The following is an 18,824-nucleotide window of genomic DNA, read 5'->3' as shown; positions in this document are numbered from 1 at the left end:
GGGCGACTCACACGATCGGCTTGGCGTCCGCCTGGATCGCGGTGAGCGCGATCGTGAACACGATGTCGTCGACCAGCGCGCCGCGCGACAGATCGTTCACCGGCTTGCGCAAGCCTTGCAGCATCGGACCGACCGACACCACGTTGGCAGAACGCTGCACCGCCTTGTAGGTGGTGTTGCCGGTATTCAGATCGGGGAACACGAAGACCGTCGCCTGGCCGGCGACCGGGCTGCCCGGCGCCTTCTGGGCCGCGACGTCCTTCACGGTGGCGGCGTCGTACTGCATCGGGCCGTCGAGCACCAGTTCCGGGAAGCGGGTCTTGGCCAGCTCGGTGGCCTTGCGCACCTTCTCGACATCGTCGCCGCTGCCCGACGCGCCGGTGCTGTAGCTGATCATCGCAACCTTCGGGTCGATACCGAAGGCAGCGGCGCTGTCGGCACTCTGCTTGGCGATGTCGGCGAGTTCTTCGGCGGTCGGGTCGGGGTTGATCGCGCAGTCGGCGTAGACCAGCACCTGTTCCGGCATCAGCATGAAGAAGCAGGACGAGACGATCGAAGAACCCGGCGCCGTCTTGATCAGTTGCAACGCCGGCCGCACCGTGTTGGCGGTGGTATGCACCGCGCCGCTGACCAGGCCATCGACCTCGTCCACCGCCAGCATCATCGTGCCCAGCACCACCGTGTCTTCCAGTCCGGCGCGCGCCTGGCCCGGCGTGAGGCCCTTGCTCTTGCGCAGTTCGACCATCGGCGCGACATAACGCTCGGCGATCGCATCCGGCTCGAGGATCTCGACGCCCGGCGGCAGTTCGATGCCCTGTGCGTCGGCCACGGCCTCGATCGAGGCTCGCTTGCCGAGCAGCACGCAGCGCGCGATGCCCTTTTCGGCACAGATTGCCGCGGCGCGCACGGTGCGCGGCTCGTCGCCCTCGGGCAACACGATGCGCTTGTTGGCCTTGCGCGCCTTCTGGATCAGCTGGTAGCGGAAGGCCGGCGGCGACATCCGCGTCGATCCGGCCACATCGAGGCCGGCACAGATCGCTTCGCCGTCGATCTGTTCGGCGACGCTCTCGATCACGGTGTTCATGCGGTCCAGATCGTCCTGCGGCACTGCCGACGGCAGGCGACTGATCCGGGCCGCGGTTTCGTAACTGTCGCCGTCGGTGCGCAGCACCGGCAGGCCGCCGTGAAAGGCGAGCGAACCGAACTTCTCGATACGCGGGCTGATGAAGCTGTGGTGCGTCAGCAGCAGGCCGGCGAGCTGGATGCCGTTGCTCGCGGCCAATGCGGTGGCGAGCATCACATCGTCGCGGTCGCCCGCGCTCACCACCAGCGCACCCGGCTTCAGGCGCGGAATCACTTCCGACACCGAGCGCGCCGCGACCACCGTTTCCATCACACGTCGGGATTCAATCTCGCCCTTGATCATGACCTCGGCGCCAAGGTGCTTGGCCAGGTCGATGGTGCGCGGTGCGGACAGCGCCGGATCGTTCTTGATCACGCCCCACACCGGCACATCGCCGATCTGGGCAGTCACCGCTGCCTCGTCGAAGCCTTCGTCCGCGTGGTTGAAGATCACCCCGGCCACGCGCCGCCCAGCGTTGCGCACCTGCGCGATCATGTAATTGGTCTGGGCGATGCCTTCGGCGTCCGCCGCGCTCGCCACCAGCACCACATCCGCCTGCAGGCTGCGCGCGATGTCACCGGACAAACGCGGGATGAAGGCGCGGCTCGGGTCGGCGTGGATCCCCTCGACCACCAGCACATCGGCGCCGTCGGTCGAGGACATCGCGAGGCTGACGATCTGTTCGAGCAGATCGTCGGTTTTGCCGCCGGTGATGTGCTCGGTGACCAGCGTCATCGGCAGCGGGTCCGGCGTGCCTTCGACATGGCAGATGCTGCGCGCAAACAGCACCGAGGGTTCGGTGTCCGGCGTGCGCTTGGTGACCGGTTTGACGAAGGCTGCCTTCAGGCCGCGCCGCTGCAGCGCCCTGAGCAGGCCTAGCGAGACCGAGGTGAGGCCGACGTTGGGTCGTGTCGGCGCAACGAAATACGTACGCATGGGGGAGCTCCGCTCGTGGTCAGTAGCCCCTCCGGTCAGCCGGGGGGTGTTTTGTGCGGTGCATGATAGTCGGTCGGAAATACTATTTTGTTGACATGACAGGGATGGCCGACAAGTTTCCGGAATCCACCCCGTTTACAAAGGCTTGCCCGCCGCACCGCAAAGTTGTCCGAAGCTGCGGCACCGACCTTGCAGGCCTCTTGACGCCCGCTGCGGCCGGCACACTGCGGTACCATCTGCGCCCTTCGCCCTAAGCTGCACCCAGGTGGTACACGATGCAACGCCCTGCCCGCCCCGAACTGCTCGCGCCTGCCGGCTCGCTCGCCATGCTGGACACCGCCTTCGCCTTTGGCGCCGACGCGGTCTATGCCGGCCAGCCGCGCTACAGCCTGCGCGCCCGCAACAACGAATTCGGCAGCCTTGAGAACCTGCAGACCGGCATCGACCGCGCGCATGCACTCGGCAAGCAGTTCTACCTGGTCAGCAACGTCTTTCCCCACAACGCCAAGGTACGCACCTATCTGGCCGACATGGCGCCGGTGGTGGCGCTGAAACCCGACGCGCTGATCATGGCCGACCCCGGCCTGATCGACATGGTGCGCGAAGCGTGGCCGGAGATGCCGGTGCATCTCTCGGTGCAGGCCAACACCGTCAATTACGCCACCGTGCGTTTCTGGGGAAAGATGGGCGTGCGCCGCATCATCCTCTCGCGCGAACTTTCGCTCGACGAGATCCGCGAGATCCGCGAGGCCTGCCCGGAGATGGAGATCGAGGTCTTCGTTCATGGCGCGCTGTGCATCGCCTACTCCGGTCGCTGCCTGCTGTCGGGCTACTTCAACCATCGCGACCCGAACCAGGGCACCTGCACGAATTCCTGCCGCTGGAAGTACGACGTCAAGCCGGCCGAGATCGACGCCACCGGCGACGCCTGCTGCAGCACCCCGGCGCCGGCAGCCGAGAACCCGGCCTCGAAGGTGTATCTGATCGAGGAAGAAACCCGTCCGGGCCAGCTGATGCCGATCGAGGAAGACGAGCACGGCACCTACGTCATGAACTCGAAGGACCTGCGCGCGATCGAGCATGTGGCCAAGCTGGTCGAGATCGGCGTGCATTCGCTCAAGATCGAGGGCCGCACCAAGTCGCCCTACTACGTCGCCCGTACCTGCCAGAGCTACAGCCGCGCGATCGACGACGCGCTCGCCGGTCGGCCGCTCGACATGCGCCTGCTCTCCGAACTCGACGGCCTCGCCAGCCGCGGCTACACCGACGGCTTCTACGAGCGCCACCATACGCAGGAATACCAGAACTACCTGCGCGGACATTCGGAATCGGATCGCAGCCAGTACGTCGGCGATCTCACCGGCTACCGCGCAGACGGGCTCGCCGAAGTCGCGGTGAGGAACAAGTTCTCGGTCGGCGACCGCGTCGAGGTGATCCACCCGAGCGGCAACCATGTCGTCGCGATCGAAGCCATGTTCAAGGCCGACGGCACGCCAACCACGGTTGCGCCGGGCGACGGTCATCATGTCCGGGTGCAGTTGCCGTCCGGTTGCGCGGGGGCGTTCATCGCGCGCTTTCTGTAAGGCGCCGGGCTGAGCCACGCTCAGCGCGCCTCCCAGCCACGGTACTGCATGATGTTTTCACGGGTGACGAGGCGGGTGTCGAGCAGCATGCGGCCGCGCTTCACATTCTTTCCCTCGTGCAGCGCCAAGCCGATGTCGACGCCACGGCGCCCCATTTCCGCCGGCACCTGCGCGGCGCTCGCGACGATCAGCCCGGGCCGTTTCATCGCCGCCTCGATATCCGGCGACCCATCGACGCTGCCGATCAAGACCTGATTCAGCCCGGCCTGCTGCGCCGCCATTTCCGCACCCAAGGCCTGCCGGTCATTGATGGTGAATACTGCATCGATCTGGTGGTAGGTATCGATGTGCTTGGCCATCACGTCGCGCCCGCCCCACGGCGACGCGAGCCCGTCGCCCTCGTCGGTGAGCAGGGTCACACCTGGGAATTCCTTGAGCGCGGTGCGGCAGCCCTGCACCCGATCCACCACCGACGAGACCTGCGGGCCGTTCTGGATGATGAATCGCCCCTTGCCCTGCAGCCGTGTCGCAAGTTCCCTGCACACCGAGGCGCCCGCGCCGACATTGTCGGACTGGATCATTACGTCTGCACCTTCTGCGTCTACATCGACCGCCACCACCGCAATGCCGGCATTGCGCGCCCGCGCCACCGCCGGCCCTAACTCGACCGGATTGGCTGCCGCGATCAGGATCACCTCGACATGCGCGGCGATGAACCGATCCATCTCGCGGATCTGCGCCGCGGCATCGAATTCCGCGCCCGAAACCAACACCTTGGCATTCGGGTTCAGTTCGCGGACGCGCTTTTCCGCGGCGCGGATGATCGCGGTGAAATAGGGGTTCGACGGCGACGGCGTGGTCACACCGACCAGCTTCACCGGCGCAGCGACTTCCGCCGCCGCAGCGACTGGCGCCAGCATCGGGAGAGCGGCGAAGGAAAGACCGAACACCAGATTGCGTGCGAACTTCATGTCATGGCTCCTTGCTTGCGCTGGTCTTGCTTGGCTGGGGCGATCGCCATCGCTTGGGCATCACCATTGATCTGTGCTTCCGGTGCCACACGCGGCAGGGTTACCACGAAGCGGGCGCCACGCCCGGGGGCGCTCTCGAGCACGATTCGCCCGCCCAGCACCTGGGTCACGAGCGTGAAGACGATGTGCATGCCGAGCCCGCTGCCGCCCTGCCCGAGTCGGGTGGTAAAAAACGGGTCGAAGACCTTGCGCTGGTGCTCGATCGGAATGCCGCAACCGTCGTCGCAGACCTCCAGCTCGACGCGATCCGGGCCGGCCACTCGCCCGATCACGCGGACCAGGCCCGCACTGTCCGCGCCAAAGCCATGGATGCGGGCGTTCTCGACGAGATTGGAAACCACCCGCGCCAGCGCGCCGGGGAAGGAATCGAGCTGCAGATCGCCGCTCAGTTCGAGCTCCAGCCCGACGTGTCCGTTGCGGAAAGCCGGTCGCTGCATGGCGACGATCTCTTCGAGCGAATGCGCAAACGAGAACACGCGCCGCTGCTCGCTGGTCTGATCCACCGCGACCTGCTTGAAGCTGGAGATCAGTTCGTGGGCTGCCTCGAGGTTGCGCGTCAGCAGCGACGTAGCCTCGTCGCAGGTGCGCAGGAATCCGAGCAGCGCGCTGCGTCTGAGGGCCCCGGCTTCGACCGCATGGCGCAAAACCCGGGTTTCGTGAGCCATGGTCGTTGCCAAGGTGACGCTGTTGCCAATCGGTGTGTTCAGTTCGTGCGCGACGCCCGCCACCATGGCGCCCAGCGACGCCAGCTTCTCTTGCCGCACCAGTTCGTCCTGCGCACTGCCGAGTTCAGCCACGGTGAGGATCAGTTCGCGATTCACCGATTCGAGTTCGGCGGTGCGTTCAGCCACTTTCGACTCCAGCCCCTGATTGAGGGCCGCGAGCGCCTCGCGGTTCTGCCAGTCTTCGGTGGTGTCGCGCGAACTTGTGATCAGGTAGCGCGCCTGCCCGATCACGAACAGCCGCGCCGACATCGAACAGCGCCGGCGCTCGCCGCTGCGGCGCCAGAAGTACAGATCGAGGTTCTCGAGCCCGCCCCCGCCGACACGGATCGCGTCCATGATCCGCGCCATCGTCGACGCATCCGGCACGATCCCCAGTTCGAGCGGCGTGTGCCCGACCGCCTCGCCACGGCTGTAGCCCGACCACTGCTCCCAGGCGCGGTTCACCGCCATGTACTTGCCGCTGGCGAAGTCGTGCAGCGTCCACGCGTCGGGGGATAGTTCGAACGCGGTCGCGAAACGCTCTTCGCTTTCGCGCACCTGCTGCTCCGCCCGATTGCGAGCGGTCACATCCACACACTGCAGGATCACCAGCACCCGCCCCCGCACCGGCACCGCCTGCGCGCTCAATTCGCACTGCAGCGGCGGGCGATCGGGCAGCGAAAGGCTCAGCGGTCGCGCCACGATGGCCGGCGCACCACGCGCCAGCGCCACCAGCGATGGCAGCAGCGGCTCGGCGTTATCGAGCAGCCCCAGCGCATCGACGCTCGCACCGAGCACCGCCGCTTCGCGCTGCCCGGTCAGCGCGAGCCAGGCGTAGTTCACCTCGCGTACCGTGCCGGAATCGGGCGCGACAATCAGCGCTGGCAGCGGCCCCTCGCGAAAGAGCGTGGCGAATTTGTCCTCGGATTCCTCGAGCGCAGCGCGGGTAAGCCGCTGTTCGTCGGCACTGCGATCGCGCGCCAGCAAGGCGCTCGCAAAGTGTTGGCGCACCACCACCAGCGTCGCGTACATCATGATCGCGAAGAAACTGAAGGTCGCAGCCTGGTTGTAGATCATCAGCCGGGAATCGCCGGCCCCGCCGTGTTCCAGCTGGATCTGGCCAGCGCCCCACAGCAAGCCGAGCACACCGACCAGCGCCAGCGCGCCGGCGCGCCGGCCCAGCACCAGCGTCGCGATGACGATGGCGATGAAGCAGCCGGACATCTGCAGCACGCGGATCGTCCCGAGGCGCAGCGCGACCGACAAGGCAATCGCAGTGCACAGCAGCATCAGTACGACCGCCACCGCGCGCACGATGCCGCGCCGTAGCATCGCAAAGAACAGCGGCCAGAAGGCCAGCGCCGCGAGCAGGGAATACATCGCCGTCGGGCTGGAATACCAGCCGCTTGCGGCCATGAAGAGCACGAAGGCCAGGGTCAGCAGGCCGATCACGACGAGCAGGTCGCGCATCAGGGTCGCGAGCTGATCCCCGCGCCCGAACCCCGCCCCGCTCGCTTCCAGCTCGATCAATCGCCGCCAGGTATCGCGCATGCCCCTTCGCCGGAATCACCCCTGTCGCAGTGATTACGGCAAGGCGCGCGAATTCCGTAGGTTAGTTGGTCGTTCGACCAGACCTTTGCCAGGCAATCACCGCCTGGGTTGCATGCGCCATGATGCGGTCGCGTTCGTCTTTCGGCAGTTCGCGCGACAGCGCGGCGAACAGTTCTTGCGTGGTCTCCTGCGCCAGCCCTTCGATCGCGAGCCCGTGCGCCAGACAGCGCAACTGGATGTGGGCGAGCGCGTCCGCGACCAGACGCCAGCCCGACTGCGGCATCTGTCGGGTAAGGCCGACCATCAGGCCGCCCAGGGTGCGCAGCACCGCGAGGGCCTCGTCCCGTTCGGCCGCCGCGATCATGGTGTGCCACAGCGCGAGATGGATGCCGCGTCGCAAGTCGACCTTGAACGCAAAGCCGCAGCCCTCGTCATCGTTCAGCCGCGCGAACCACGTCTGGCAGCGGCCTTCATCGGCCACGTCCAGCGTGTCGCGCAGCGCCCCGACCAGCGCGGTAATGCCAAGCAGACCGGCCGGCCCGAAGGCCTGGCTCCAGGCCAGCCCCCACTGGTCAAGCCCGGTCAGCAGCAACGCCATGCGGGCGGGCCGCCCCTCGGCGTCGGCCATCGCCACCCACTCGTTGAGCTGTGCCGCGACCTTCAGCACCGCCGCGACACGTGCTTGCGGTTCGCCCTCGAGGGTCTGTCGGAAGACCTCGGAAAATGCGTCCTGCACAAGGCGCGCAGCCTGCTCCTGGGCGTCGCGGGCAAGGGTGGATTCAAGGGTGTCGGTGGGCAGATTCATCAAGCTTGTCCGGAAAAACGCGAGGCGCGATTGTGCCGCAGACGCGTCACGACGGGCAGACCGCAGCGGTGAGCGCGCGTTTGCGTTCGGCCAGCGGCAGGGCTGCGAGTCGCTTCACCTCGCGGTAGAAGCGCGGCAGGTCGCCGCCGCAGGCACCGAGCAGCGCCGCGAAGGCAGGCACCTTGCCGGTGTAAACACCTACCGATGCGAGCAGGGCGTTGTTGATCGGCTGCGCGAACCAGCGGTCATAGCCGGCGTAACCATTCCAGCGCTCGGCCTTGATCTGGCGATATTCGTCGCCCAAGGCTGCGATCAGTGCCGCCTTGCGGGCCAGCTTGTCGGCCGGCGGCAAGTCGCCTGCATAGAGCGCCTGCAATTCGCCGCGGTACTTGAGCACCAGTGCTCGGAAATCTGCCCGCATCGCTTGCGCGCGGTCGAAACCGGCGCGCAGGCCGTCCTTGCCCGGCTGGCCCATCCACTTCAGCACGCCGACCTCCTCCACCGCGGTGGCGAAGGATTCGTTGAACTCGGTGTCATCCTTGACGTAAGCCACCTGATGCGTGAGTTCGTGGAACAGCAAGCGCGCGAACTCGGTTTCCGGCCACGCGATGAAGGTGGACAGCAGCGGGTCGGAGAACCAGCCCAGCGTCGAGTACGCCGGCACGCCGCCGACGTAGACCTCGAAACCCTGGGTACGGAGTTCCGCCGCGCGCGCATCGGCATCGGCCTTGTCGAAGTAGCCAAGGTAGCCAATGCAGCCGGCGACCGGCACGCACCATTCCTTGAGTCGCATCGACAGCGGGTCCGCGGCAAATACGTTCCACGACACGAAGGGGCGGTCGAGCGCGGTGTAGCGGCTGTAGCTGCGATTGTCCGGCAGTGCGAGCGCGTCAGACGCGAAGCGTCGCACCTGCCGGGCGCGCTGCAACTGTTCGCGCAGCGCCGCCGGGGTGGCAGCGTCCTGCAGCACATCGTCGATCGGGCGGCTTCGGGCGAGCAGGTCGAGCTGTCCGCTGGCCGCCTGCCAGTAGTAGGACGGCGATACCGCACAGCCGGACAGCAGCACAGCAAGGAGAGGGAAAAGCAATCGGGGAACGAGCAATCGGCACATCGGCGCGAGCTTATCAGGCTCGCGCGTCGATGCCCCGTCAGGCAGGTGGCGGCAGATGCGCGATGAAGTCCAGCGTGGTTGGGGCCACCCAGGCGGTGCTCGAAGGCGACAGGATGCGTCCGGCCAGCACATGCTGCTGCGCGTCGTCAGCGCCTTTCACCGGCATCAGCTGCGCATGCGTGCCGGCGAAGCGGGCGAGCGTGCGATTCGGGTCGACCACACGGTCATCCGGTGAGTAGAACACCAGAGTCGGCGTATGCCAGCCGGTCAGATCCAGCGAACGTGTCCGATCCACCAGCTGCATCATCGGCACTGTTGCCCGCAAGCGGGTAGCGGGTCTTCCATAGCCGCGCCTGTTCGGGGTTGGCCGGCGTCCAGCTGTGCCATTCGCCGAGAATGCCGGGCGCAAGCTTGGCGACCCACGGCCACAGCAGCGTCTCGGCGGCGGCGTCGCGCGGCCCGAGGTTAGGCGACATCAGCACCAGCGCCGCCACCGTGGGCGCACGGCCGGTGGCGGCCAGCCAGAGTGCCAGCGTCGCGCCGGTCGAGGTGCCGACGAGGATCGTGCGCTCGCCGAGGCGCTCGCCGATCGCCACCGCTTCGAGCCCGCTTTCCACCCAGTCGGACAGGGTCGCCTCGCCCATCGCGGCGTCGCTGCGCCCATGCCCCGCGATGCGGGTAAAGAACGCATCCGCGCCAAGCTGCGCACCGAGGTCTTCGACCAGCGGCGATGTCTCCTGCCGCGAAGCCGAGAAACCATGCAGATACACCAATGAAAACGGGCGTCGCGCGGCACCCGCGCCGGGCGCACGGACGATGCGTTTTTCGGCCCCCGGGATCAGGTCGGGATAACGCGCTTCCGTACTTGCGAGCCAGGCGTCCAGATCGTCGGGCAGCGTCGGCGGATGCACGTCGATGCGCCCATCGGGACGCGGGCCGAGGGCTGCGGTGGCAGCGCCCGCTGCGAGCAGGCCGCCACCGATCAGGCAGGTTCTGCGATCCATTGGCGGCTCCGGAACTGGCAATTGCGCCAGCCTGCCGCAGCCAGATGACAGCCTCGGGTCAGAACGGCGCGGTGCGCTGCTCCAGCCAGGCCAGCGCGGCGCCCGACAGCAGCGGCGCGACGCGGCGGCGCACTTCGGCGTGGTAGTCGTCGAGCCAGGCAATCTCGTCGGCGCGCATCAGCGCACGGTCGATGCAGCGTGTGTCGATCGGGCACAAGGTGAGCGTCTCGAAGGCGAGGAATTCGCCGAATTCGGTCTTGCCGGCTTCAACGTTCAGGAGCAGGTTCTCGATGCGCACGCCCCACTGGCCGGGGCGGTAGATGCCCGGCTCGTTCGACGTGATCATGCCCGGCTCCATCGCCATGTCGGCGTTCGGGATCGCCTTCGAGATCGACTGCGGGCCTTCATGCACGTTCATGAAGTAGCCGACGCCGTGGCCGGTGCCGTGGCCGTATTCGATGCCTTCGGCCCAGATCGGCGCACGCGCCAGCGCATCGAGCGCCGGCGACAGGGTGCCGCGCGGGAACTTCGCGCGCGACAGGTTGATCATGCCCTTGAGCACCAGCGTGAAGTCCCGCTTCTGGGCAGCGCTGGGCGTGCCGACGGCGATCACGCGGGTGATGTCGGTGGTGCCGCCGAGGTACTGGCCACCCGAGTCGATCAGCAACAGGCCATCGCCTTCGATCGTGGCGTGCGAGGCCTCGGTGGCGTGGTAGTGCGGCATCGCGCCGTTGGCGTTCCACGCTGCGATGGTGCCGAAGCTCGCGCTGACAAAGCCCGGGCGACGCGCGCGGGCGGCGGTGATCTGCGTGTCGACGGTCAGCTCGGTGATGGTTTCGCGACCCAGCGCCGATTCGAACCAGCAGAAGAACTCGGCGAGCGCGGCGCCATCCTGCGCCATCGCTTCGCGCACATGCGCGGCCTCGGCTGCGTTCTTGCGTGACTTGGCCAGCGTGCTCGGGTTGATCGCCTCGACCACCCGCACGGCAGCAGGCACCTGCTCGCGCAGGCCCAGCGTGACACGCCGCGGATCGACCAGCAGCACGCTGCTTGGCGGGAGGGCTGCGAGAGAACGGCCCGCCTGTTCATACGGCGCGACGGCGACACCGTCGGCCGCCAGCGTGGCGGTCAGCGCTGCCGACACCTTGCCAGCACCGACGAAGATCGTCGCGCTGTCGCGACTGATCAGTGCATGGGCGATGAAGACCGGGTTATAGCTGACGTCGCTGCCGCGCAGGTTGAACAGCCAGGCGATGTCGTCGAGTGTCGAAATGAAGTGCCAGTCAGCGCCGTGCGCGGCCATCGCGGCGCGCACGCCGGCAAGCTTTTCGGCCCGCGAGGTCGCGGCATGCGGCGCCAGGTGTTCATAGACCGGCTCGGCCGGCAGTGCGGGGCGATCGGCCCAGACCGCTTCGACCAGATCGAGATCGGCCCGCAGCGTGATCGCGCGCGCGGCAAACGCCGTGCGCAACTGCTGCGCGGCGGCCAGCCCGAGCGAGCTGCCGTCCACCGCCAGCGAGCCGCCTTCGGGCAGATTCGCGGCCAGCCAATCGACGTGCTGCGTGTTGTTGCCGGTCGGAATCTTCATCAACGTGATGCCGGTGCCGGCCAGTTCGGCCTCGGCCTGCACCCAGTAGCGGCTGTCGGCCCACACGCCGGCAAAATCCAGCGTCACCACCAGCGTGCCCATCGATCCGGTGAAACCGGACAGCCACTCGCGCCCGGCCCAGCGCTCGGGCAGGTATTCCGACAGGTGCGGATCGGCCGATGGCACCAGGCAGGCATCCACGCCATGCTGGCGCAGGGCCGCTCGCAGCGCGTCGATGCGGGAACGGATCAGGGTTTCGCGGGCAGTGGTCGGGCTGTTCATCGTGTCATCCGGCTTGTGGCGGGTTGAAGGAGGCGGGCGAACCGGTCAGTTCGTTCCGGCGAAGCACACGCGGGCAGCATGCGCTTGGCCGGAAAAACTGCCATCGTCCCCGTTGTTGCGACGTGCCGCGTTCAAGTTTGCGAGCAGCGCGATGCGTTCAGCGCGGCGGAGGGCCTTGCCGGTTTTCTGATGTGCTCCGGCCTTGCGGAGCAGCGCAGCAGCAACCAGCGGGTTGCGCGGCGCCAGTGGCGACTTCTTCATGTGGATCTCCAGAGGATTGACGGACCATCGACGGCCCGCAGGATTCGCGCCGGCCCCCGCGCGGCGCGAACGGTGATGATCGCATGTTGCCGCCGCAAAATGCAGCAGGGCGGCCCAGAGGCCGCCCCGATGAACTTTCCGGACGCGTTTGCGTCAGGCAGGCACGCCTCACAGGGCGCGGCGCGCCACCTCATAGGCAATCGCCGCAACAAAAGCCGAGCAAGGAATGGTCAGCACCCAGGCCCAGACAATGTTGCCGGCCACCCCCCAGCGCACCGCCTTGGCATTGTGGCAGGAGCCGACACCAACAATCGCGCCGGTGATGGTGTGTGTCGTCGACACCGGGATGCCAAAGGCAGTCGCAAGAAACAGCGTCATCGCACCGCCAGTCTCGGCGCAGAAGCCGCCAACCGGCTTGAGCTTGGTGATCTTCTGACCCATCGTCTTGACGATGCGCCAGCCACCAAACATGGTGCCGCAGCCGATCATGACATAGCAGCCCACCACCACCCAGGTCGGCAAGTGGTCCTTGGTGGCGCGCATCCAGTCCGGAACGATTTCGGGGTTCGAGGCGGTCACCGCAATCAGCAGCATCCAGATGATGCCGGCGGTCTTCTGCGCATCGTTACCGCCGTGGCCCAGACTGTAAAGCGAAGCCGACACCAGTTGCAGCCGTCTGAACCATTTATCCACCTTGCGTGGCGCGGTGCGGAAGAAGATCCAGGCGACCGCGAGCATCAGCAGCGAACCGAGCAGCATCCCCAGCAGCGGTGAGACGACGATGAACGAGATCGTCTTCACCAGGCCGGACGAGATCAGCGAATCGGTGCCGGATTTCGCGACAGCGGCGCCCACCAGGCCACCGATCAGCGCATGCGACGAACTCGACGGGATGCCGTACCACCAGGTGATGCCGTTCCAAACCACCGCGCCCATCAGCGCGCCGAAGATCACATAGTGATCAACGATGGACGGATCGATCGTTCCCTTGCCGATTGTGGCGGCAACCTTCAAAGGGAACAGGAAATAGGCGACGAAATTGAAGAACGCCGCCCACAGCACGGCCCATTGCGGACGCAGCACGCCGGTCGAAACGACCGTGGCGATCGAATTGGCCGCATCGTGGAAACCGTTCATGAAGTCGAACAGCAGCGCGAGCGCGATCAGGAGGATCAATACCTCGAAGCTCATCGGGAAACCTCAGGACAGAGGGCGTCGGGTTCGGGAACGCTTACGCGTTCTCGAACACGATGCCTTCGAGGATGGTCGCGACGATGTAGCAGCGATCGGCCATGTCTTCCAGCCGCTCGTACACCGTGCGCATCTTCATCACCTGGCGAACTTCCGGCTCTTCGCGGAACAGGCGCGCCATCGCGCTGCGCATGACGACATCGGTCTCGTCCTCGATCTCGCCGATCTGCTTGCACAGTTCGAGGATGCGCTTGGCGTTGTCCATGTTGGAGATCAGCGCCACCGCATCGCGCACCTTTTCGGTCGCCTGCACGCACATGTCGGCCAGTTGCTTCGCCTCGGGCGTGAGCTTCTGGATGTCGTATTCGTAGATCGTCAAAGCCACTGCCTCGCCGACATCGAGAATGTCATCGAGGCGCAAGGCGAGCGCATGGATGTCTTCACGGTCGATCGGCGTAATGAAGGTCTTGTGCAGCAGTTCGAGCGTGGCATGCGTGAGCTTGTCCGCTTCTTTTTCCACTGCCTCGATTCGGCGCAGGCGGCTCGGCAGCTGGTTGAGGTCGCCCATCAGGGCGGCCAGTTCGCGCGCAGCATCGACGGCCTTGACGGCAACTTCGTTGAAGGCTTCAAAGAAACGCCCCTCACGAGGCATGAGACGAGCAAACATAGGGGCTCTCGGCCGGATGTAATGAATCCGTAATTTTACGCTGACGCACGGGAATTGCCCAAATCCCCCCGGAAACGCCCTCCTCAAGCGGCTCAGCGCAGCAGGCTGGCGAACTTCTTGCGGAACTTCGCCAGCTTCGGCGCGACGACATAAGCGCAGTACGGTTGCGTCTCGTGGCCCCTGAAGTAGCCCTGATGGTAGGTCTCAGCCGGGTAGAAACGGGTCGCATCGAGGAGTTCGGTGACGATGGGGGCAGCAAAAACCGCCGCCTCTCGCAGTTCCTCGATCACCTCCAGGGCGATCGAACGCTGCTGTGCATCGTTGCAGACGATCGCGCTGCGGTACTGTGGGCCGACGTCGTTGCCCTGGCGGTTCGGCGTGGTCGGATCATGGATCGCGAAGAAGACCTCCACCAGGTCGCGGTAGCCGATCTGGTCCGGGTCATACTCGACGCGAACGACTTCGACATGCCCGCTGCGGCCGGAACACACCGCTTCGTAGGTGGGATCGGGAAGGTGACCGCCGCAGTAGCCAGAGGTCACCGCTTGCACGCCGCGGATCTGCTCGAACACCGCTTCGAGGCACCAGAAACAACCGCCGCCAAACACTGCCGTGTGGGTGTTCGAGCCCTGAGTCATGAGTCGTCTCCTGTGTGTGCTTAATCAGACCAGTGAGTGCGCTGGATCCTTACGCCTCGGCAACACTGTTTTACAAACTGGCCTTAAATTTCTGCCGGCTCGCGCCGATGCGGTCAACCATGAAAGTAGAAAAGCAGACTGACGGCACCTGGACCGTCCGCACCGAAGATGGTCGGCTTGTCGGCACGCTCGACGGCCGATATGGAGAGTGGGTCGCACGGGCCGGCAACATGACCCTGGGGGTATGTCGCACCCGGCAAACGGCCGAAATCCTTGTACGAGCCTTTGCCAGCGGCCAGAAGGCGATGAAATGGGTCAGCGAAAACTGACGCTGTAGTGCAGGTCGAGCGCATTGTCGCTACCGGCCCGGGCCACCATCGAGATCCGCCGCGTCAGCGCATAGGTCAGCTTCACAATGCTCTCGCTGCCGGTCAGGCTTTGTTCATAGCTCAGGTTGATATCGCGCGTCAGGCGCTTGCCTATCATCAGAACCTGCCCGGCCACTGAATCTGAGGCCACGCCGGCGCTGCTGCTCGAAAATCCGGTCGCCGATCCGGCCACCTGGCTGGTGGCGCCATGACCCAAGCCGCGGTTTTCGGACTGCGCGATCATGATCTGATCAATGCCGAACATGCTTGAGATCTGATTCTTGAGCCCGGAAGTCTGATCACCCAGCAAGGCGCCGGCGGCGGCAACGAGAATCGCACCGTCGGCGTCCGAATTCCCGCCGGGCGCCCGCCCCAGGATGATCCACGACAGCTTCTCGGCATCCGGAACGTTGGGGTCGGACACCAGCCGCACCTTCGGCCGCTGCGCCGAACCGCCGATCGCCACGCCGGCCTCGACCGCCAAACCCTTGCGCAAGGCAGTGATCGCCAGTGTCGGGTTGTCCAGCGGGCCCTGGAAGGTGATCAACCCTTCGTCAATCGCGAGTCGCTGGCCATAGGCGTCGTACTGGCCGTCGCGCGTCTCCACACGGCCGGTGGCACGCAAGGGCTCGCCCGGGCGTCCGCGCAGCCGGATCGCACCCACCAGTCGGGTATCGACGCCAAAGGCATGCAGGTAGAGCGCATTGCCAAGGTCTGCCTCGACATCCGCGGTGATATGGAAGGGGCGCTCCTGGGCTGTCGACCGCCCCCGCACCACCACATCGTCGTCAAGTTTTGGCGCGCCGGAGCGGGCCAGCCCGACGTAGCCGGCCGGCACCGAAATCTTGCCGCTAACGGCCATCGATTCCCAGGTCGTCGCGATTTCGCCGGATCCGGACAGCATCAGCCAGAGATCGCGCCGCTGCAGGATCGGCAGGCGATCTGCGCCGATCATAAAGCGGCCACGGCCACTCGCCAGTTCCACCTCACCGGTCACGTTCGCGCGCCCCGGTTCGGCCGTCAGCCCAGCGTAGTCGATGCGCTTTTCATCGGGGCGGGCACGGCTGGGTGAAACGAAAGACAGATCGTCCAGATACAGCCGGTCCGCGTCGAAGCGCGCCTTGAGCACCCCACCGCCCAGCCGCAAGCCTTGCTCGACCAGGGCGAGTCCCAGCCCCTGGCCGGTGATTGCGCCGCTTGCGACCGGGTGGTCCGGCGTCCCGCTCAAGGAGAAATCGCCTGTCAGGACGCCCTCGGTGCGCAGGTTCGGATCGAGCAGCGGCCCGACCCACGACACCGAGGGAACCTCGATGCGCGCGCGCCCCAGAAGCGGCGCGCCGCGCGCAATGCGCCAGCCGTTGCCGACCCGCATCGACTCTGCCGTTGCCGACGCCGAGATCACGCCGATCCGTTCGCCCGCCGCGCTGGCCGAGAAACCAAGCCGGTCGTCGTTGGCCGCGAGGATCGCCTCGAATTCCGTCAGGCCAAGCGCGACCGGTGCGTCGCCTTCCATCACCAGATCGCCCGCCTCGCGGAACACCCGCATCTGGCCGTTCGCCCGCGCCTGCAAATTGAAATCCCACTCCGCGCCAAGTTGCAGACTGTCGCCGCGCGCCACCACCTGTTGCGCGTCGTTGAGCGCGAGACCGAGCCGCAGCCCGGTCATGCTGCCCTTCGCTGCAAGGCTGCCGGGCGACCAGCGCGTCGCGTCGAGGCTGATCGAGGCCCGCTCGCCGCGCAGATGTGTCGGGCCGAGGCGGAAATGCTCCGGGCCGAATTCGAGTTCTGCCGTTTCGGCCAGCGAGAGCTCTGCATTCCAGTCCAGATCCAGCAGATCGAGCCGCCCGACCCAGTCGAGCCGGTCGGAAAGTCCGCCATGTGCCGCCAGGGCGAGCGAACGACCGCGCGGGAATTCCGCCTCTGCGGTGATCTTGTGATCGGAGCGGCGGCCTGCGACGGTCAACGCTGCGCGCCGCACGATCTGATCAACAGTTTTCGCCGATCGCAGGCCACCCAGCGTGAAGCGCACATCGATCGCCCCGTCGCGCCCTTCGTTCAGGCGACCGCGCAGGTTGATGGCATCTACCCGGACAAGGTTTGGCACCGCCAGTTGGGTTGCAACCAGATCGAGCTGGCCCGCGGGTTCCTTGAGCGTGCCACCCAGGCTGCCGCGGGCCGCCAGACGGCCGGAGAAACCCTGGCCGAGCAGGTCCATGTGCGGCGCGTCGATGCGCAGGGCGAGCCGGTCGCCGGGCGCGCCGAACGCCCCTTGCAGCATCAACTGATTGCCCAGCGCGTTGAGGGTGAGATCGCTGCGCGACACGCGCACACCGTCGAAAGCCAGAAAGCCTCCGCCGGCGACCGGCATGCCCGCGAAATGGCTGTCGGATAGCGTCAGTTTCGCATCCAGCGCCAGGCGTGGCGCAAGGCGTCCGTTCGCGGCGAGCGTCCCGGTCAGGTCTCCGTGCGGCAGCGTCTTCACAAACACCGCCGGGTCGAACTGGCGCGTCTCGACGTCGAGCTTGAAGGTTTGCGCCGCATCGAGGTCGAGCCAGCCGCTCGCATCGGCAGACATCGCCCCCGCGCCCACGCGCAGGCGCTGCGCCTGGATGCGCTTGCCGCTGTAGGTGGCGGCAAGGTCAGCGCGAAGCGTGCCGTCGCTCAAGCGCGCCTCGACGCCCTGTGCGTTGGGCTGTGCCCGCGCGTTGATCACCCCGGCGAGGCGCGCACGCGGCAGCGCGCCATGCAGACGCGACGGATCGAGCGCCTCGAAACTGATCTGGCCGTCGGTACGTCCGATCGGATTCTCACCTGCGAGCGCCGGATGCCACGCCACATTGCCCGATGCACGCCCGCCGCCGGGCAGGCTCAGTTCGAGATCCTTGACGATCAGTTCGCTCGCATCAAAGGTAAGGCGCCCGCGCAGGCGCTCGATCGGCAAGCGCCCCTCGTCGATCGCGCCGGGCGCCGCGTTCTGGATTTCGAGCGGCCCCTCGATGCGCGATTCGGCGAGTCGCGCCGCTTCCGGCGCGCCGGTCGCGTTCAGCGAAGGCTGCAGGCGCACCTTGAACGAGAGCGCCGCCTTGGGTGCGTCAGGATGGAACTGTCGCGGATCGACCACACCCCCTTCCAGCACCACCCGCACCACCGGCATCGGGTCGAACAGACGCAGGCCCGCCTGCCCCTCGACCTTCAGCGTCTCGCTCGCCGCGCTCGCATCCAGCGTCATCTCGGTGAGCGATCCGGATGCGGCGAGCCGAGCCTCGATCGAATGGGCGTCGTACCGGGTCGACACCTGCCCCTGCAGTTTCACCGCAAAAGGCGCCCCCGTCGCGAGGGTGCCAGAGAGCGTGGCCGGGCCCCAGTCGGTGACGCCGGCGATACGTTCGAAGCGCCAGATGTCGCGATCCATCCACGCAGTGCCGCTGGCGGCACTCAGGCCGAAGAGACGCTCGACGGACTGCCCGTCACGCTGATTGAGCGTGAAGCGCCCGAGTTCGATCGAATCCATCTGGATACCGATCGGAAGCGCGATGGAATTGAGCGGCCCGCTGGGTTCATGCGAGACCGAATAGGTCACCGCAAGCTCGACGACGCGCACATGCGGCGCCCTCACCCAGCCCGAGAAAAGTTCGGAGGGGCGCCATGCGATATCGACCTGGCGGGCATCGATCTCGGTACCGGCCATGTTGAGTTGGAAGCGCTTGGCGATGACCCTGTCGGCAAGGCGGCCACGTGGCTGCTCAAGACGGATCTGACCACGCGTGGCCGTATCCACCGAGGCCGCAACAAATTGCAGGCCGGCCTCGGTATCGACCAGCCACCAGGCGGCGCACCACGGCAGCAAGGCCGCGCAGAAACCGAGCAGGATCGCGAACCGGCGGCGCGCGGCGCGATGGATCACGCTCCGTCGCAACAGCGCCGGCGTGGGCGCTGGTTTGCGGTCTGCGGCGGCCTCGTCAGCCTGCATGGCGCGTCGGC

At 66.5% G+C, this 18,824-nt stretch carries 15 protein-coding genes; 2 read left to right on the top strand and 13 right to left on the bottom strand.

The window, feature by feature from the left end; translation table 11 throughout:
- Nucleotides 1–7: 7 nt before the first annotated feature.
- Nucleotides 8–2,059 (bottom strand): phosphate acetyltransferase, encoded by a 2,052-nt coding sequence (gene pta, locus GGR36_RS19415; RefSeq protein WP_183636917.1) that lies wholly within the window; start codon nt 2,057–2,059, stop codon nt 8–10.
- Between the two features lie 275 nt (nt 2,060–2,334).
- Between pta and trhP the strand changes: the two genes are divergently transcribed.
- Nucleotides 2,335–3,642 (top strand): prephenate-dependent tRNA uridine(34) hydroxylase TrhP, encoded by a 1,308-nt coding sequence (gene trhP / locus GGR36_RS19410; RefSeq protein WP_183636914.1) that lies wholly within the window; start codon nt 2,335–2,337, stop codon nt 3,640–3,642.
- A 20-nt stretch (nt 3,643–3,662) separates the two neighbouring features.
- Here trhP and GGR36_RS19405 read toward each other — a convergent pair whose 3' ends face one another.
- From GGR36_RS19405 to msrA, 11 genes are all read right to left on the bottom strand, one after another.
- Nucleotides 3,663–4,613 carry a substrate-binding domain-containing protein gene (locus GGR36_RS19405; protein WP_183636911.1) on the bottom strand — a complete coding sequence of 317 codons (951 nt, stop codon included), beginning with the start codon at nt 4,611–4,613 and terminating at the stop codon, nt 3,663–3,665.
- On the bottom strand, nt 4,610–6,928 hold the full coding sequence (locus GGR36_RS19400) for an ATP-binding protein (RefSeq protein WP_183636908.1): 2,319 nt from the start codon (nt 6,926–6,928) through the stop codon (nt 4,610–4,612). Before GGR36_RS19400 ends, GGR36_RS19405 begins: the two co-directional genes overlap by 4 nt.
- A gap of 61 nt (nt 6,929–6,989) precedes the next feature.
- A complete protein-coding gene (locus GGR36_RS19395; RefSeq protein WP_183636905.1) occupies nt 6,990–7,733 on the bottom strand; it encodes a hypothetical protein in 744 nt (247 codons plus the stop codon).
- Between the two features lie 46 nt (nt 7,734–7,779).
- Complete coding sequence (locus tag GGR36_RS19390) at nt 7,780–8,820, bottom strand: aminopeptidase (protein ID WP_207064508.1); 1,041 nt, start codon at nt 8,818–8,820, stop codon at nt 7,780–7,782.
- Between the two features lie 61 nt (nt 8,821–8,881).
- On the bottom strand, nt 8,882–9,088 hold the full coding sequence (locus GGR36_RS19385) for a hypothetical protein (protein WP_183636899.1): 207 nt from the start codon (nt 9,086–9,088) through the stop codon (nt 8,882–8,884).
- Entirely contained in the window at nt 9,069–9,848 is a 780-nt protein-coding gene (locus tag GGR36_RS19380) for an alpha/beta hydrolase (protein ID WP_183636896.1), read from the bottom strand. The genes GGR36_RS19385 and GGR36_RS19380 overlap by 20 nt, the downstream gene beginning before the upstream one ends.
- Nucleotides 9,849–9,906: 58 nt before the next feature.
- The gene (locus GGR36_RS19375) at nt 9,907–11,718 is read right to left on the bottom strand and encodes an aminopeptidase P family protein (RefSeq protein ID WP_183636893.1); all 1,812 of its coding nucleotides are present in this window, start codon (nt 11,716–11,718) and stop codon (nt 9,907–9,909) included.
- Between the two features lie 45 nt (nt 11,719–11,763).
- Nucleotides 11,764–11,979, bottom strand: coding sequence for a hypothetical protein (locus GGR36_RS19370; RefSeq protein WP_183636890.1), 216 nt, complete (start codon nt 11,977–11,979; stop codon nt 11,764–11,766).
- A 168-nt stretch (nt 11,980–12,147) separates the two neighbouring features.
- A complete protein-coding gene (locus GGR36_RS19365; RefSeq protein WP_183636888.1) occupies nt 12,148–13,170 on the bottom strand; it encodes an inorganic phosphate transporter in 1,023 nt (340 codons plus the stop codon).
- 40 nt (nt 13,171–13,210) lie between these two features.
- Nucleotides 13,211–13,837, bottom strand: a complete 627-nt coding sequence (locus GGR36_RS19360) for a DUF47 domain-containing protein (RefSeq protein ID WP_183636886.1) — start codon at nt 13,835–13,837, stop codon at nt 13,211–13,213.
- Between the two features lie 92 nt (nt 13,838–13,929).
- The gene (msrA, locus tag GGR36_RS19355) at nt 13,930–14,475 is read right to left on the bottom strand and encodes a peptide-methionine (S)-S-oxide reductase MsrA (protein ID WP_183636884.1); all 546 of its coding nucleotides are present in this window, start codon (nt 14,473–14,475) and stop codon (nt 13,930–13,932) included.
- Between the two features lie 32 nt (nt 14,476–14,507).
- Here msrA and GGR36_RS19350 point away from each other — a divergent pair, with 32 nt between their 5' ends.
- Nucleotides 14,508–14,804, top strand: coding sequence for a hypothetical protein (locus tag GGR36_RS19350; protein ID WP_183636881.1), 297 nt, complete (start codon nt 14,508–14,510; stop codon nt 14,802–14,804).
- On the opposite strand, the gene GGR36_RS19345 is transcribed toward GGR36_RS19350, so the two are convergent.
- Entirely contained in the window at nt 14,791–18,813 is a 4,023-nt protein-coding gene (locus tag GGR36_RS19345) for a translocation/assembly module TamB domain-containing protein (RefSeq protein WP_183636878.1), read from the bottom strand. The genes GGR36_RS19350 and GGR36_RS19345 overlap by 14 nt on opposite strands.
- Nucleotides 18,814–18,824 lie beyond the last annotated feature (11 nt).

The sequence above is a fragment of the Niveibacterium umoris genome (assembly GCF_014197015.1).
GTDB classification, from domain to species: Bacteria; Pseudomonadota; Gammaproteobacteria; order Burkholderiales; family Rhodocyclaceae; genus Niveibacterium; species Niveibacterium umoris.
The sequence above is the reverse complement of the archived record's forward strand: the minus strand, read 5'-3'. Positions and strand labels throughout refer to the sequence as shown.

What these genes read in the sequence shown, in the direction of transcription:
- pta (WP_183636917.1), bottom strand. Translation starts at nt 2,059, where the DNA reads ATGCGTACGTATTTCGTTGCGCCGACACGACCCAACGTCGGCCTCACC.
- trhP (WP_183636914.1), top strand. Translation starts at nt 2,335, where the DNA reads ATGCAACGCCCTGCCCGCCCCGAACTGCTCGCGCCTGCCGGCTCGCTC.
- GGR36_RS19405 (WP_183636911.1), bottom strand. Translation starts at nt 4,613, where the DNA reads ATGAAGTTCGCACGCAATCTGGTGTTCGGTCTTTCCTTCGCCGCTCTC.
- GGR36_RS19400 (WP_183636908.1), bottom strand. Translation starts at nt 6,928, where the DNA reads ATGCGCGATACCTGGCGGCGATTGATCGAGCTGGAAGCGAGCGGGGCG.
- GGR36_RS19395 (WP_183636905.1), bottom strand. Translation starts at nt 7,733, where the DNA reads ATGAATCTGCCCACCGACACCCTTGAATCCACCCTTGCCCGCGACGCC.
- GGR36_RS19380 (WP_183636896.1), bottom strand. Translation starts at nt 9,848, where the DNA reads ATGGATCGCAGAACCTGCCTGATCGGTGGCGGCCTGCTCGCAGCGGGC.
- GGR36_RS19375 (WP_183636893.1), bottom strand. Translation starts at nt 11,718, where the DNA reads ATGAACAGCCCGACCACTGCCCGCGAAACCCTGATCCGTTCCCGCATC.
- GGR36_RS19370 (WP_183636890.1), bottom strand. Translation starts at nt 11,979, where the DNA reads ATGAAGAAGTCGCCACTGGCGCCGCGCAACCCGCTGGTTGCTGCTGCG.
- GGR36_RS19365 (WP_183636888.1), bottom strand. Translation starts at nt 13,170, where the DNA reads ATGAGCTTCGAGGTATTGATCCTCCTGATCGCGCTCGCGCTGCTGTTC.
- GGR36_RS19360 (WP_183636886.1), bottom strand. Translation starts at nt 13,837, where the DNA reads ATGTTTGCTCGTCTCATGCCTCGTGAGGGGCGTTTCTTTGAAGCCTTC.
- msrA (WP_183636884.1), bottom strand. Translation starts at nt 14,475, where the DNA reads ATGACTCAGGGCTCGAACACCCACACGGCAGTGTTTGGCGGCGGTTGT.
- GGR36_RS19345 (WP_183636878.1), bottom strand. Translation starts at nt 18,813, where the DNA reads ATGCAGGCTGACGAGGCCGCCGCAGACCGCAAACCAGCGCCCACGCCG.